The organism is Acinetobacter lactucae (assembly GCF_013122135.1).
GTDB lineage: Bacteria > Pseudomonadota > Gammaproteobacteria > Pseudomonadales > Moraxellaceae > Acinetobacter > Acinetobacter lactucae.
The window spans coordinates 536,668-551,585 of the sequence record NZ_CP053391.1; the positions used below are offsets into that span (position 1 = coordinate 536,668).

Here is a 14,918-nt window from a genome sequence, read left to right on the forward strand (position 1 = left end):
AAAAAGAAGCAGCATTTAAGCTGCTTCTTTTTTTAAAGGTGTGTACCCATACTTACACCTACTGTGGGACGTACTTGCATTGAAGAGCATGCTGTAACGATTAAACAGCTTAAAAGAACGAATATAAATTTATTCATAGAGAATTAATAAATGAATCAAAAGATATAAATACTCTAAATTAATATTATTTTTAGTTCTGTTGAGTTCGTGCAGAGATATGCAAAACAATTTATCAAAAACCCTACTTTAAAGAAGAAATAGGGTTTTCAAGAGAGTTAATTTCTTAAAATTAATCGTCTAATAAGTCCATTTGTTTTGCTAATTGATATAGATTATTTGAACGGTTTCCTGTACGGCAGAACATGAGTACAGGTTTTGGCAATTCATTATAATGATTAGCAAAAGTACGTACATCTAGCTCAGTAATCTGTCCAGCTACAACAGGTTGATAAACATAGTCTAAGCCTACCTGACGTGCAGCTTCTTCAATCTGGGCGCTTGTAGGTTGTTCTGGGCCGCCTTCCATATCTGGTCGGTTATTAATAATAGATTTAAATCCTTTTTCTACAACTTGGCCAACGTGTTCTGGACCAATTTGACCTGCGAAACCAACATTATCTGACATTTCGTCACTCCAAAATTTAACAAAACCTCTTATGCTGTATCATAGCATTAAGCTTAACCTGAGATACAAGACACTAAAACGTTGTTCCTACATAGATAAAACTTATGTCATAGAACAGCTCTAGATTTTTAAAAGGCGATCAGGATGTTTTTTGTAAATTCATTACTTCGACCATAATGCCACGGAGCACATATGCACGCTTATACGGTTGAGCCTTTATATGTTCCATGTGATCAGGAAATGATCGCAGCTGACTTTTATATTCCAAAAACAAATAATAAATCTGCGGTAATTATCATGGCGCATGGTTTTGCCGGATTGCGTCAATTTAAACTCATTCAATATGCCCAGCGATTTGCACAAGCAGGTTACGCTGTTATTTTGTTTGATTACAGATATTGGGGCGGCAGTACTGGCAAGCCTAGAGAAATGGTCTCCATCAATTCACAATTAGAAGATTGGAAGACGGTGATTCAGTATGCTTCGACTTGTAAACTCGTAGATAACCGAAGGATTGTGCTTTGGGGAACTTCTTTAAGTGGGGGATATGCGCTAAGCCTAGCTTCTGAGTTAAAGAATATTCAAGCGGTTTTAGTGCAAATTCCTTATGTAGATGGCGCTGAAACTGCCAAGCTCTATCCTTTGCAGCGCTATCCCCAAGCATTAAAGCTATCGAGTCAGGATTATATGGGATCAAAGATGGGGCTTAATCCAAAGAGGTTGCCTGTTGTTGATCAACATAACCTATGCTTTATGCCTACTGCAGATAGTTATTATGGCTATTTATCGATTGTGAATCCTGACTATTATTGGAGTGGGGAAGTTCCTGCTCGTGTCTTTTTTAATCTGATGCGATACCGTCCAATCCAAGTTGTGCGCCAGATTAATATTCCTGTTTTATTTATTGCTGCTCAAAAAGATTCACTTATTCCTATTGAGTCAAGCCGTGAAGCTGCGACAAATATTGCGCCTTTTGTGAGTTATCATGAATGGGATATGAAACATTTTGATATCTATCACGGTTCATGGTTTGAAAAAGCAGTGATAACCCAATTAGAATTTTTACATCAGCATATAGGAGTGATGTAAATGATTATTGTATGTGCATCGTGTGGTGCTAAAAACCGAGTTCCGGAAGAAAAGCTTCCAGAGCAACCAAGCTGTGGGCAATGTCATCAGCCATTACTACCGCTTGCACCAATTGAGCTAAATGAACAAAATTTTAGTAACTACATCACGAATAGTGATCTACCTATTCTTATAGATTTATGGGCAGAATGGTGCGGACCCTGTAAAATGATGGCTCCACATTTTGCGCAGGTCGCAAAACAAAATCCAGGCGTTATCTTTGCCAAGATTGATACCGAAGAATCTCCTCGCTTGAGTCAAGCTTTTCATGTGAGAAGTATTCCGACACTTGTCTTAATGAATAAAACGACAGAGGTCGCGCGTATTAGCGGTGCATTACGTGCGCCTGAATTGCAACAGTGGCTCGATCAACAACTTCAAACGAATTTCGGGAGCTAAGGTGTCAGAAGCTTATACCAAACCAGAAGGAATTTTATCCTTACAAACGATTGCCATGCCAGCAGATACAAACTGGAGTGGTGATGTATTTGGTGGATGGATTGTGTCACAAATGGACTTGGCTGGAGCAATTCACGCAGAACGTTTCAGTCGTGGCCGTTGTGCTACGATTTCCATTAATCAAATGACCTTTTTGGTTCCGGTAAAAGTTGGCTTTGTCATTAGCTGCTATACCAAGATTTTAAAAGTTGGGAATACTTCTATTCAGATGCGAATTGAAGTTTGGGATAGTCATGATGACTCTCGTGAGCCAATACGCATTACGGAAGGAGTCTTTACCTTTGTAGCAGTAGATGTAAAAGGTAATAAGCGTCAAATACCTGAAGAAGCGAGACAAAAGTTCTTAGATATTCAATAAAACGTATAAAGCCTGAATATCAGTATTCAGGCTTTAATTTTTAATTTCGACAAAGAACTCATTTTTAGGATTAAAACATCGTATTTGTATTTTTGCTTTGCTCAGGAATATTTTGTATTACATCCCAATGCTCTACGATTTTTCCATTTTCTACACGAAATATATCAACAATCGCTCTTCCTCGATCTTTTTCATTTTCAGTCGAATGGACATGTAAAACGACAAGATTACCTTCAGCAATTGCACGTTTAATCTCATTTTTAGCTTGCGGATTCTTTTGGAATTTTTCAGTGAAGAAATTAACAAAAGGTGCTTTGCCATCTGGAACATTAGGATTGTGCTGAATGTATTGTTGACCAATATAGCGGTCTGCATATTCTTTGACTTTATGTTTTAAAAAGACACCTTCATAAAAGTCGGTCACTATTCTTTTGTTTTGAGCGCTTACTTTATCAATTGTTTCTGATTTAGCCGAAGTTACTTTACTGATTTTAATGTGGGGTTCGGTGGCCTGAGAACTTATTGTTGTAAATATTAAACTGGTAAATAAAGAGGAAAGGATTAGTATTTTTTTCATTTTTAACCTCAAGATACAAAATATTAGTTTTATATCTTGAGGTAAATAACCATCTAAAAATACTTTAGATTAGTTATTATTTCTTACGTTTAGGTAACCATGCCCACAGCATTTGGCATTGAATTGGTTCATTGCCTGCGTCATCAATCACAGTAACAGGAATCACAAGTTCACCCTTCTCATTATCTGCAATAAACTTTTGTTGTTCAGCAGACAATGTCGCTGTAGCAGTCAAACCGCCTTCAACCACTTTTAAATAATCTACATGTAACGATTTGATTAATAAAATGCGATTATCAGGAATATGTAAACCGGTTAGAAAGCCTGTTGCAGTTTCTGCTAAAAGAGCCATAGCCGCAGCATGCACTCCCTTAATATGATTCTGCATATTTTTTTGGTTATCTAAACGGACAATAACGTGGTTTGAGTCTACTTCCAGATAGCGAATATTTGCTGTACCCACCATTGGCACGATACGACCAAACGCCTTGCTCCAAAGCGTGCTCCGAATACCTTTAGGGAATTTTGAAGTTGCTTTTACTAGTTTTGATAGACGGTTGGATTGAGACATGGGATTACCTTAGCTTTAAATGGCCGACAAGATATTAATCTTTAAAGTTATTAAACTGTAATGGCACACCGAATTGTTGTTCACGTAAAAAAGTCATGACTTGTTGTAAGGTGTCACGCTTTTTATCAGTCACACGAATTTTGTCGCCTTGAATAGAAGATTGCACTTTAACGCCACTTTCTTTAATGGCTTTATTAATTTTTTTTGCAGTATCAGAGTCAAGACCGTCTTTAAGTTTAATAACTTGTACAAAATTTTTGCCTGAAGCAGCGGCTTTTTGTGGATCAAGTGCTTGAACATCAATTTTACGTTTATAAAAATGATTTTCTAACATGTTATAAACTTGTTCACACTGGAAATCACTTTCGGTACTGATTTTGATTTCTTTATTTTTTTCGTTTATTTCAACTGAAACATCATGACCACGGAAGTCAAAGCGTGTTGCAATCTCTTTTTGTGTGTTTTGTACAGCATGATTAACTTCAAATAACTCTAATTCAGAGACAATATCGAAAGAAGGCATAGTTTAGACCTTTACAAAGTGAAAGAATATTTGAGATGCTAAGAGGGTTTTCTTCATTTGCCAAGTGTTGTTTACATCAAAGGAGTGCACAATGATCCGTAAACAAGAAATTACAACATTTGAATTCCCAGAAAATGCTGTTATCTGGGATGTCCGTGATACTAATGCTTATGCAGAAGGGCATGTTAAAGGTGCGGTGAATCGCCCAATTAATGATTTGAATGCTGATATTTTGAACCAGGTCTCTGCGGGTCAGCCGATTTATATTTTATGTGGTGGTGGTAGCAAAGCTCCTCGTGCAGCTGAGAAACTAGAAGGATTGGATGCCTCGCGTGAATATGTCGTGCTGATGGGCGGGACACGTGCAGCTCGTGATGCTGGCTTGCCCTTAGAGCAGGGCGCATAAAAAAAGCACCTTCGGGTGCTTTTTTATTGAAGTAAATTATTGCGGCTTAAAATAAGGCTTTTTAGGTTTCACTTTCTTTTGGAACCGTTGAGGATTCAATTTTTGTAATAGGCGGTCCGGCACTGGACAAGCTTCTCCTAGTAATTGAGCAACTAAGATTTCACTGCACAGCGGGGCAAATAAGAAGCCTTTAGAGCCAAGACCAGCAAAAGTAGCAATTCGGCTATTCTCCTGCATTTTTCCAACCAGAGGAAAATAATCCAAGCTTTGTGCCCGTATAGATGCACGGCCTTGCCATCTCGAAGGTGATGGTAACTTTTCTGCATATTCAGGGAATACACTGTGGATTAATTCAAAGTTATGCACATGATCTTCGATAAGTACATCTTGATCTTCACGATTTGGGTAGAAAGACGCACCCAAAATTATCCGTGAAGCATCCAGTTGCATGCAATAGCCGCCATAGCTATAAGCTTCATTTAAAGGCAGGGGAGCAAACGTATTATCAACCCAGCTCACTTGTCCACGTATTGGTTTTAACTGCGGATAGCTTTCAAATAAAGCAGCACTTTCTCGAGCACAGCACACAACAACATGGTCTGCCTCAGCAATAACCTCATTATCAGCATGCAATTGAACTTTATTTTCAAAAGGAACCAGTGCTTTGACATGGGCAATTTTTAGAGCAATTAAAGGGTGTTGTAAAATTTCATCACGTAGTTGATGTGGTGAAACGGAACCAGCCTCAGTTAGTAATATGCTTGAATAATTAGTATCAAGTAAGTTCGTTGAGTTGGTAACAACTTGAGCTGGATACTGATTTACCAAATCGAGAAGTTCATCTGCATTTTTCAATGCAATTTGCTGTATTTGTAGTGGACGGAATGCTTTGAAATTTTTATAAAAATTTAAAGCATGTTGCCAACTTAAGGTCATGAGATGTTCATGACTTTGTTCAATTGGACATAGTTTTGGATTAAGTAAGGCTAAAGGATTTCCAGAGGCACCCGATAATGCTTCTGTTTGCTCATATAAGGTGACTTGATGCCCACGTGCTGCAAATGCCCATGCCGTGGTTAAACCTGCTATACCAGCCCCTACAATCGCAATATGCTGTTGTTCTGTACCGAGACCGAGTGAGTCTATTTGCTTTAATTGTGACTGCTCTTCATTAGTTTCAGGCAGTTTCCAGACCGCTTTAAGCATTTCTCGTTTATGTCCAAAACCACGCGGACGAGAAATATCGATACCGTGTGCTTTTAATCCCCGTTTTAAAATACCAGCGACACTAAAAGAGGCAAATGTAGTGCCATAATCCGAGAGACGGACAATATTGTTTAAAACATTTTGTTCCCACATGTCTGGGTTGCAAGATGGGGCAAAGCCATCTAAAAACCAAGCATTCACAGCTTTAGTTTTAGCCATACTTGGGAAAATTTCTTGCGCATCTCCAAGCCATAGATCGATGCTAAAACGTTCTTTAGGGAACGTTAAGCGATGACATCCAGCAATAGGCAGGGGGTATTGTTCAATTAATTGATCCGCAAGCGGTTTAAGCCCATCCCAGACATTTAAAGCGCGAATAAGATCAGCTTTACTTAACGGAAATTTTTCTATGCTAATTGCATGTAAATGGCTTTGATTATTAGGACGGACTTGTTGCCAAAGTTGCCATAGCGCAAGAATATTTAAACCCGTACCAAACCCGGTTTCTCCTACACTGAAATATTCAAATTCTTTTAAATTGGCTAATCGTTCTGATAAGTCATTACCATTTAGAAAAACATGTCGTGTTTCAAGTAGGCCATTATCTTTAGAGAAGTAGACATCACTAAATTGTTTGGAAATGGGAATCTCGATACCATCGACAAATTCCCAGTCCAGCTCTGCTGTTTGGATACGGTTTGATACGTTCATTGAGTTTAATAGATCGCTTGGAATTACCACTGGCGTCGACGTTTTGTATGAATATAACTAGCAATAAAGAAACCTAGCAATACGCCACCCGCTAAGGTAACAGCGCCATATAAAAACATTTGAGCACTTCGTTCGCTTTGTAAGACTTGAACCTGAACAGAGAGGTTATCATTTTTTAGCTGTAACTCTTGGTTCTGGGCGAGCGCTTCAAGGTTGGCATGTTCTAGCTGTTTTAAGCGAGATGCCTGATCTTGAACTAACGCTTTGATTTTTGCATCTTGCTGTTGCTTGTTCTTTGCGAGCTGTTCTGCTGTAAGCGGTTTTGTTGCAGTTGGTGCTGTCGTCGCTGCTGTTTTGACTCCAGTTGTAGGGGTTGGAGCTGGTTTAGCGGCTTGAGTTGAAGGTGCATTTGGAGAAGGCGTTGCTGGTGCTGCAGCAGGTTCAACTGCCCCAGCAGTTGAACATATCAAACACAAGCCAAGAAAGCTTTTGGTTGCAAGCTGCATGCGATTACCCTTTTGGAAATGCTTTATTAAACGGTTTTACATCAACGTGTGCATAAATGCCTTCTTTAACAAATGGCTCTTCTTTTAACCATTCATCTAATGCTTCGCGACTGTCGAACTCAACAATCATGGTGCTGCCATAGAAGCCTGCTTGCGGATCATTAGGATCTTTTGGCATAGCACCCGCTGTAACTAGGCGGCCTTCATCATCGAGTTTTTGTAAACGGTCGATATGCTGAGGGCGTACTGCCAAGCGTTTTTCTAAAGTTCCTTCGTTATCGGTACAGCTTAGAACAAAAAAAGGCATGTAATCGTATCTCTATAATCAATCTGGAAGCATTTTAAGCGTCTGGTGACTTAAAATGCTTACGTAAAATAATGAACTGAATAATGATAAATGAAAACATCACAATCATGTCACCAAATGCAGTAAATTCGCCCCAATATTTTCCGCCTTGAAATAAAAATGCGAAGAATACATGCAGACAAGACATCACGACAAACATTGCTGCCCAAGCGAAGTTAAGATTTTTCCAACCTTTTTCACTTAAATCTAAAATAGGGTCAAATAAGCGTTGAATGAGTGGCTTACGGTCTTTACCAAACCAAGGAGATACCAAGAATGCGCCAGCGAAAACTAAATTTAAAATCGCAGCCTTGAGACGAATATAGAAATCGTCACTTAACATGAGGGTAATGCCACCAAAAATGATAGTCATAAACAATACAAACCACTGTTGTTTATCTAGACGAAATTTTTGGAAAACAAATAGGGCACCATATACCACAAGCATTGAAATAATTAAGCCAGTCGTCGCTACAAGAATATTATTATTATCGACCCCACCAGCAGACCCGATCAATTTCAGTAAAGGATGCTGGGTGTCAGTTGGATCAACTGTTTTATATAAATAGAAGAAAATAATTAATGGAACAAAGTCCAGAAGTGCTTTCATGTTAGAGTATCTGATCAGGTTTGGCGAATGGCATAGTATAAAAGATGCAAGGCATAGATTTACATACACATAGCAATATTTCTGATGGAACTTTGTCTCCGGAATTACTGGTGCAAGCTGCTATTGATGTAAACCTGCATACACTGGCTTTAACTGACCACGATACAATGGATGGGTTGCAGCGTGCAAAAATTGCTGCGCAAGGCCATGATTTAAATATTATTTCTGGCACAGAGATTTCAAGTCAGTGGTCGCGTCCAAGCACTAAGAAGAGTTATGGGGTACATATTGTTGCTTTAAATATGCAAGATGAAGCACCAATTTTAGAAGCATTAGAACAACAAAAAAGAGTTAGGGCGCAAAGAGCTAAAGTGATTTGTGAACTGCTGGAAAAATGTATTGGTTTTCAGATTTATGATGATGTTCTTGCAAAAGTAGAAGATCAGGCGGACAGAGTAACAAGAACTCACATTGCTAAAACATTGGTCGAAAAAAATGTTGTGGCTCGCCCTCAACAAGCATTTGACCGTTTCTTAAAGGAAGGAAAGCGTGCCTTTGTAAAGTTCGAGGGCTTAGGATTAAAAGAAACCATTGATGTGATTCATCAAAGTAAAGGGTTTGCCGTATTAGCTCACCCAACTCGTTATGATTTATCTGCAACCAACGTTCGCTATTTAATTGAATTGTTCGCGACATCCGGTGGAGATGCAATTGAATTACCTCCACCTATTGAACCTCTATCCACACGCCAGATGATTGATCGAATGATTGAACAATATCAGTTGGCGGTTTCGATTGGCAGTGATTTTCATGGTGAAAATATGCCATGGATTAAACTCGGAAATACGCCCAAACCCACTGATAAGCAGCACGGGATTTGGAAACGTTTTCTTTAAACTTTTTACAATAAGTTGTTGTCTTGAGCCTGAATAGGCGGTGGAGTAGGTTTACCGAGTGTCCCTAACAGTTCAATCTCGATACTACGTACCATAGCATCTAGCGGCAAATCATTACTTTGAGTACCGAATGGTTCTTCAATTTCAGAACTTAGTGCATCCAGACCTAAGAATGTGTATGCCAAAATTCCCACCAATAAAGGCGTTGCTAATCCAAGCAATGAACCCAGACTAAACGGCAACATAAAACAGAAAAAATAGACTGTGCGGTTGAGTAAAACTGAATAAGCAAATGGAATGGGTGTATTGGCAATTCGGTCACAGCCAGTCTGGACGACGCTTAAGTCAGCAACATTTTTATTCATTTGTGCATAAATGATGTCAGAGATTTCACCTTCTTTAAGCGCTTGCAACAATTCCCAGTGAATGAGGCTAAGTGTGTACTGAGGGGCGTTATTTTGTTGGTAGAGTTGAGTGAGTGCTTGCTGACTCATACCACTGGTTTGTATTAACTCAGTTGGATTCGCCGTTTGGCGACGTAAACGGTCACGTAATACATTTGCGAAAACAATCACGTGTTGAATCACACGCTCACGGCGAGCTTGAGTTAAAATACGACAGTCTCGGTCAAAATGACGCGAAGTTGCAATCAAAACGCCCCATAATTTTCGGGCTTCCCACCAACGGTCATAACATGCAGTATTTTTAAATCCTAGGAAAATAGAAAGTACGACCCCAATGAGTGTAAAGCCAACCAAAGGAATCTCTGGAAAGCGATAAAGATTGATGTATTCCACTCCACCAATGATTGCCGAGATCAGCATTACAACGCCTAGGGAGGGTAAAATTTTGGGTAAAATTGTGCCTCGCCAAGAGAATAATACTTTGAAAATACTAGGCTGTTCCCGAACAATCATTTTATTTTAAACGTCGCTATTTTTGTTTTGATCTTCTAGGCTTAGTCGTACTTTGTCAATATCATTGAACTGATATTGTTGGTGGGTTGAGCAGTTGTTGTTCAGCAAAGGAAAAGCTTCCTTCTGGTGAGATAATAAAATGGTCGAGCAGACGAATTTCGACAAGTTGACAAGCCTGTTCAAGCTGTTGAGTTAAGGCTATATCTTCGGAAGATGGTTGTGGTGAGCCAAAGGGATGATTGTGAGCAATAACGAGCTGACAAGCATGTTGTTGTAATGCGTATCTTAACGTTTGATTGACCGAAACCGCACAATGCTGAACTGAACCAAAGAATAGCTTTTTAAAATGGAGTTTTCTGAGTTCAGGGTCTAGACACAAGACCGCAAAAACTTCTTGTTTCTCGCCCTTTAATTCGTAGCGCAGATAATCCAAAACTAAGTCAGATGAATGAAGGCTGAGATTATTTTTTTGAAAATGATGATCGAGATAACGCCGTCCTAGTTCTTTGACTGCCAGTAATTGTGAATATTTCGTTGCTCCAATCCCATTAAATTGAGTTAACTCACTTAATGGCGCATCAAACACTGCATTAAGGCTACCAAAATGTTGAATGAGTAAACGTGACAATTCGACTGCTGAATGTTGCCTTGAACCTGAGCGAAGAAAAATCGCCAGCAGTTCTGCATCTGATAGACTTTGTGGACCTTGTTGTAATAACCGTTCTCTTGGCCGTTCTTGTTCAGGCCAATTTTTAATAGAAGTATTCATATTCCCCAGCATAATTCGCTTAAAATTTTATTTTGTTTGCCCAATCAATCTTGGGTCTGCGCGTATTTAATGCTATTGTGAGCGCCACTGCAACAGAAAGGTATCCTGTTCGTGAGCTTTGATCTAAGCGTTATTCCTCATAAAAACATTGTTTTAGCTGTTACTGGCGGAATTGCTGCCTATAAAAGTGCCATTTTAGTCCGCCGCCTCAAAGATTATGGCTTTGACGTGCGAGTGGTGATGACACATGGTGCTCAGGCATTTATTACCCCACTAACTTTTCAGGCTCTTTCTGGTAATCCTGTTCATACTGAACTTCTAGACCCGGCGGCTGAGGCGGGTATGGGACATATTGAATTAGCGCGTTGGGCTGATTTATTACTAGTCGCACCTGCAAGCTGTGACACATTGGCTAAATTTGCAAATGGTTTGGCCGATGATTTACTCAGCACAGTATTTTTAGCAACTAAATCTCCTGTCTGGGTAGCTCCCGCGATGAACCAGCAAATGTGGGCGGCTAAAGCAACTCAGCGAAATTTACAAACCTTAGTCGAAGATGGCGTACATGTGATCATGCCGGATGCGGGTGAACAGGCATGTGGTGATGTTGGTTTAGGCCGTATGCCAGAGCCAGAAGAAATTGCTCGCCAAGTCGCTGGCTATTTCCATCAAGCTCAACGTGCCATTGCTGAAAAATTTGGTTTGTTGGCTGGTAAGCGAGTGGTTATTACTGCTGGACCAACACGTGAAGCGATTGACCCTGTCCGTTATATCTCAAACCATAGTACTGGCAAAATGGGCTTCGCTTTAGCTGCCGCTTGTTATGCTGCTGGTGCGCAAGTGACTCTGATTGCTGGGCCTGTGAGTTTAGATACACCAAATGGTGTTCAACGTGTAAATGTTGCCTCAGCACGACAGATGCTTGATGTCAGTATGGACTCGTTAGAAACAGGCTGCGATATTTTTATTGCAACTGCCGCAGTCGCCGACTATCGCGTAGCAGAAGTTGCTGAGCATAAAATTAAGAAAGCAGGGGATGAGTTGAACGTTTCCCTTGTAAAAAATCCAGATATTGTGGCAACAATCGCAGGTCAGGAAAAACGTCCATTTATGGTGGGCTTTGCAGCCGAAACACAAAATGTTGAGGAATATGCGGCAGGGAAACTTGTTGCTAAAAAACTAGACATGATTGCCTGCAACGATGTATCACGTGCTGATATTGGATTTGCTTCTGATGAGAATGCGATGACAGTTTTCTTTGCTGAAAGCTATCACATGAAAAAGCGTGAGTTAGAGAAAGCATCTAAACAAGAAATTTCTCAGCAGTTGGTTGAAGCTATTTCGGATGCTCTGCGCCGTAAATAATATGTTTTAAATAAAAAACCGCGAATAAATCGCGGTTTTTTTATAGTCTTATTTAGACAATCAAGGGATTTCATCTTCAAATTCAGGTTTAACCTGAACAATGAAGTCTTGACGGTTAAGACCACGCCATAATGCAAATGCAGTACCGATATAAATCGAAGAATAAGTACCAACAAATACACCAACAAACATTGCAACAGAGAACCAGTGTAGGCCATCACCACCTAAGAACATCATCGCTAGAACAACTAGCAATAGCGTCATTGATGTATGAATGGTACGACGTAAAGTTTCAGTTAAAGCAATATCGACGATTTCACGAGGAGTCGCACCGCGAATTTTACGGAAATTTTCACGGATACGGTCTGACACTACAATGTTATCGTTAAGCGAGAAACCAATAACAGCAAGTACCGCAGCTAACACTGTAAGGTCAAATGGCCATTGGAATAATGCAAAAGCACCAATGATAATGATGATGTCGTGGAATAAAGACATTACGGCACCCATCGCGAGTTTAAACTCAAAGCGAATGGTCACGTAGATCAACATTAAGATAAGTGCAAGTGCAACGGCACCAGCAGAACGAACATAGAGTTCATTACCAACTTGACCACCTACAGAATCCACTTTATGAACTTCGGCAGGATTATTTGGTAATTGTACAGCCTTAGTGATCGCGTTATTAAGATCTTCAACCTTAACTTCTTGTACTGGCATACGCACAAGTAAGTCTTTATTACTACCTAAAGTTTGTACTACAGCATCTTTAAAACCAGCTTTATCGAGCGCCTGAATAACTTCAGACTGATTTGCTGGTTGAGCATAGTTAAGCTCAGCTGAAACACCACCCGTAAAGTCTAAACCTAAGTTAAGACCTTTAGTCGCAATAAAGAAAATACTTGCCAAAGTAATAAGGATCGAGAAGATTGCCGCAGGTTTGGCAATCTTCATGAACGGGATGATTTTTGCATCATCCGGACGACCATATTGTTTTGAATCTTGTTGAGTCACTTTAGTCATCATCGATCTCCTTAAATGCTCAACTTTTTCAAATTACGGCGTTTACCATAAATGATTTGTACGATTGCACGAGTTACTGTAATTGCAGTAAACATCGAACAAATAATACCGATCATTAATGTTACGGCGAAACCTTTAATTGGGCCTGTACCAATTGCAAACAGAATGAATGCAACGAGGAACGTGGTTAAGTTCGAGTCAAAAATGGTGTTATAGGCTCGATCATAACCGGCCACAATGGCCTGTTTGGGTGAGGCCCCCCAGAGTATTTCTTCTCGGATACGCTCGCATATTAATACGTTCGCATCGACCGCCATACCAATGGTAATAACGATACCGGCAATACCCGGTAAGGTGAGGGAAGCTCCAATCCATGACATCACGGTTAAAATCATTGCCAAGTTAAACACAAGCGCAAAGTTTGCGATTAAACCGAATAGACGGAAGAAGACTACCATCCAGATTGCAACGAGCAAGAAGCCGATTTGAGTAGACAATACACCTTTATCAATGTTTTCTTGGCCAAGGCTTGGACCCACTACACGCTCTTCAACAAAGTACATTGGTGCAGCTAAAGCACCAGCACGAAGCATTAATGCAAGTTCAGATGCTTCTTGAGGAGAACTTAAACCGGTAATACGGAAAGTTGAACCTAAAACAGCTTGAACTGTTGCTGCATTAATGACTACAGACTCAGTGTATGGCGTACGAACTTCTGTTTGTGCACCAGTTTTTGGATCTGTGACATAGTTAATTTTTTGCTTGTTCTCGATGAACAATACCGCCATGCGTTTACCAACAGCATTACGGGTTGCATCAGACATTAGCTTACCGCCAGCACTGTCGAGCGTAATATTTACCTCGGCACCGCCAGAGTCCTGACTAAAGCCAGAGCTCGCATTTTGAACACGCTCACCAGTCAAGATTCGGTTACGTTGCAACAAGAGTTGACGGCCGCTATCTAAAGACTCATAAGCAAAAACTTCTGTGCCCGGAGGTAAGGGTTGGCCATTATATTTACCGGTATATGGATCAATATATTGATCATTTAGGTCAGAAACTAAACGGAATTCGAGGTTCGCTGTACGTCCTAAAACACGCTTAGCTTCAGCAGTATCTTGTACACCCGGTAATTCAACAACAATACGGTTGCTACCCTGACTTTGTACCAATGCTTCTGCAACACCAAGTTCGTTAATACGATTACGTAATGTTGTTAAGTTCTGATTTACAGCATATGACTGAATTTCTTGGCGACGTACATCAGTATAAGTAAGCTTTAAAGTAGAACCTGTAGAGCTTGCTAATGCCTGTTGGGTATATTCATTCCCATTACGACGTAGAAAATCCATTGCTGCATCACGGTCAGTATTGTCAGCAAATTGAACAGTGATCACATTATTCGTTAATGCAAGACTGTTAAATTTGATCTTGTTTTCACGGAACTGACGACGCAAATCGGTGGCAGAGGTTTCCATACGTTGGGCAACGGCTTTGTCCATATCTACTTCAAGCAAGAAGTGGACACCACCACGTAAGTCCAAACCAAGTTTCATTGGTTTTGCCCCAATCTTTTGCAGCCATTCCGGTGTGGTTGGTGCAAGGTTTAGGGCGACAACATATTCATCACCTAAGTCACGACGTAATACTTCTTTTGCCTTTAACTGCGCTTCAGATGAACTGACACGCAATAGGGCAGCATTATTTGTAAAAGTATTGTCATGGCTTGCAATATTTGCTGTTTTTAAAATTTGCTCTGCTTTTTTCACCACACTTTGATCAATTTGGGTACCAGCTTTGGCACCGGAAATTTGAACAGCGGGCTCATCCGGATATAGACTAGGCAGTGCGTATAATGTACTGATTACCAGAACAACCAGAATCAGTAAATATTTCCATGCAGGGTAACGCATTCGCTTTCT

At 40.1% G+C, this 14,918-nt stretch carries 19 protein-coding genes; 6 read left to right on the top strand and 13 right to left on the bottom strand.

The features are described from left to right. Window positions 1-32: 32 nt before the first annotated feature. Together HLV59_RS18820 and HLV59_RS02640 are read right to left on the bottom strand one after the other, a co-directional pair. The gene (locus HLV59_RS18820) at window positions 33-137 is read right to left on the bottom strand and encodes a lipoprotein (RefSeq protein ID WP_373358513.1); all 105 of its coding nucleotides are present in this window, start codon (window positions 135-137) and stop codon (window positions 33-35) included. Between the two features lie 152 nt (window positions 138-289). Next, complete coding sequence (locus HLV59_RS02640; RefSeq protein ID WP_002116083.1) at window positions 290-625, bottom strand: TIGR01244 family sulfur transferase; 336 nt, start codon at window positions 623-625, stop codon at window positions 290-292. A gap of 192 nt (window positions 626-817) precedes the next feature. On the opposite strand from HLV59_RS02640, the gene HLV59_RS02645 reads away from it, so the two are divergent. The 3 genes from HLV59_RS02645 to HLV59_RS02655 are packed head-to-tail and all read left to right on the top strand — an operon-like array spanning window position 818 to window position 2,570. Then, entirely contained in the window at window positions 818-1,714 is an 897-nt protein-coding gene (locus tag HLV59_RS02645; RefSeq protein ID WP_032005586.1) for an alpha/beta hydrolase, read from the top strand. Next, window positions 1,715-2,152 (top strand): thioredoxin TrxC, encoded by a 438-nt coding sequence (gene trxC / locus HLV59_RS02650; RefSeq protein WP_003655112.1) that lies wholly within the window; start codon window positions 1,715-1,717, stop codon window positions 2,150-2,152. It begins immediately after the preceding gene. Between the two features lies 1 nt (window position 2,153). Then, window positions 2,154-2,570 (top strand): acyl-CoA thioesterase, encoded by a 417-nt coding sequence (locus HLV59_RS02655; RefSeq protein WP_171429273.1) that lies wholly within the window; start codon window positions 2,154-2,156, stop codon window positions 2,568-2,570. 70 nt (window positions 2,571-2,640) lie between these two features. Here HLV59_RS02655 and HLV59_RS02660 read toward each other — a convergent pair whose 3' ends face one another. From HLV59_RS02660 to HLV59_RS02670, 3 genes are all read right to left on the bottom strand, one after another. Continuing rightward, window positions 2,641-3,147, bottom strand: a complete 507-nt coding sequence (locus tag HLV59_RS02660) for a nuclear transport factor 2 family protein (RefSeq protein WP_016143500.1) — start codon at window positions 3,145-3,147, stop codon at window positions 2,641-2,643. A gap of 76 nt (window positions 3,148-3,223) precedes the next feature. Then, complete coding sequence (locus HLV59_RS02665) at window positions 3,224-3,718, bottom strand: DUF4442 domain-containing protein (RefSeq protein ID WP_016143039.1); 495 nt, start codon at window positions 3,716-3,718, stop codon at window positions 3,224-3,226. A 34-nt stretch (window positions 3,719-3,752) separates the two neighbouring features. Next, window positions 3,753-4,241 (bottom strand): YajQ family cyclic di-GMP-binding protein, encoded by a 489-nt coding sequence (locus HLV59_RS02670; RefSeq protein ID WP_016143499.1) that lies wholly within the window; start codon window positions 4,239-4,241, stop codon window positions 3,753-3,755. A gap of 91 nt (window positions 4,242-4,332) precedes the next feature. On the opposite strand from HLV59_RS02670, the gene HLV59_RS02675 reads away from it, so the two are divergent. Continuing rightward, window positions 4,333-4,647, top strand: a complete 315-nt coding sequence (locus tag HLV59_RS02675) for a rhodanese-like domain-containing protein (protein WP_002116171.1) — start codon at window positions 4,333-4,335, stop codon at window positions 4,645-4,647. Window positions 4,648-4,683: 36 nt separating this feature from the next. On the opposite strand, the gene mnmC is transcribed toward HLV59_RS02675, so the two are convergent. The 4 genes from mnmC to HLV59_RS02695 are packed head-to-tail and all read right to left on the bottom strand — an operon-like array spanning window position 4,684 to window position 8,026. Next, window positions 4,684-6,564 carry an FAD-dependent 5-carboxymethylaminomethyl-2-thiouridine(34) oxidoreductase MnmC gene (gene mnmC / locus HLV59_RS02680; protein ID WP_171429274.1) on the bottom strand — a complete coding sequence of 627 codons (1,881 nt, stop codon included), beginning with the start codon at window positions 6,562-6,564 and terminating at the stop codon, window positions 4,684-4,686. A 23-nt stretch (window positions 6,565-6,587) separates the two neighbouring features. Then, window positions 6,588-7,070, bottom strand: a complete 483-nt coding sequence (locus tag HLV59_RS02685; protein WP_171429275.1) for a hypothetical protein — start codon at window positions 7,068-7,070, stop codon at window positions 6,588-6,590. Window positions 7,071-7,074: 4 nt separating this feature from the next. Beyond that, window positions 7,075-7,377: a YciI family protein gene (locus tag HLV59_RS02690; RefSeq protein ID WP_171429276.1), complete on the bottom strand. Its 303-nt coding sequence runs from the start codon at window positions 7,375-7,377 to the stop codon at window positions 7,075-7,077. A 34-nt stretch (window positions 7,378-7,411) separates the two neighbouring features. Next, complete coding sequence (locus tag HLV59_RS02695; protein WP_016143496.1) at window positions 7,412-8,026, bottom strand: septation protein IspZ; 615 nt, start codon at window positions 8,024-8,026, stop codon at window positions 7,412-7,414. Window positions 8,027-8,070: 44 nt separating this feature from the next. On the opposite strand from HLV59_RS02695, the gene HLV59_RS02700 reads away from it, so the two are divergent. After that, window positions 8,071-8,922 (top strand): PHP domain-containing protein, encoded by an 852-nt coding sequence (locus HLV59_RS02700; protein WP_171429277.1) that lies wholly within the window; start codon window positions 8,071-8,073, stop codon window positions 8,920-8,922. A 5-nt stretch (window positions 8,923-8,927) separates the two neighbouring features. Here HLV59_RS02700 and HLV59_RS02705 read toward each other — a convergent pair whose 3' ends face one another. After that, window positions 8,928-9,839, bottom strand: a complete 912-nt coding sequence (locus HLV59_RS02705) for a bestrophin family protein (RefSeq protein WP_005064169.1) — start codon at window positions 9,837-9,839, stop codon at window positions 8,928-8,930. Between the two features lie 61 nt (window positions 9,840-9,900). Beyond that, complete coding sequence (gene radC, locus HLV59_RS02710; protein WP_080648585.1) at window positions 9,901-10,620, bottom strand: RadC family protein; 720 nt, start codon at window positions 10,618-10,620, stop codon at window positions 9,901-9,903. 99 nt (window positions 10,621-10,719) lie between these two features. Between radC and coaBC the strand changes: the two genes are divergently transcribed. After that, window positions 10,720-11,973, top strand: coding sequence for a bifunctional phosphopantothenoylcysteine decarboxylase/phosphopantothenate--cysteine ligase CoaBC (gene coaBC / locus HLV59_RS02715; protein WP_057105036.1), 1,254 nt, complete (start codon window positions 10,720-10,722; stop codon window positions 11,971-11,973). 60 nt (window positions 11,974-12,033) lie between these two features. Here the strand turns inward: coaBC and secF are convergent, their stop codons facing one another. Then, window positions 12,034-12,999, bottom strand: coding sequence for a protein translocase subunit SecF (gene secF, locus HLV59_RS02720; RefSeq protein ID WP_025470486.1), 966 nt, complete (start codon window positions 12,997-12,999; stop codon window positions 12,034-12,036). 8 nt (window positions 13,000-13,007) lie between these two features. Beyond that, window positions 13,008-14,909 (bottom strand): protein translocase subunit SecD, encoded by a 1,902-nt coding sequence (gene secD, locus HLV59_RS02725; RefSeq protein WP_171429278.1) that lies wholly within the window; start codon window positions 14,907-14,909, stop codon window positions 13,008-13,010. Between the last annotated feature and the right edge of the window lie 9 nt (window positions 14,910-14,918).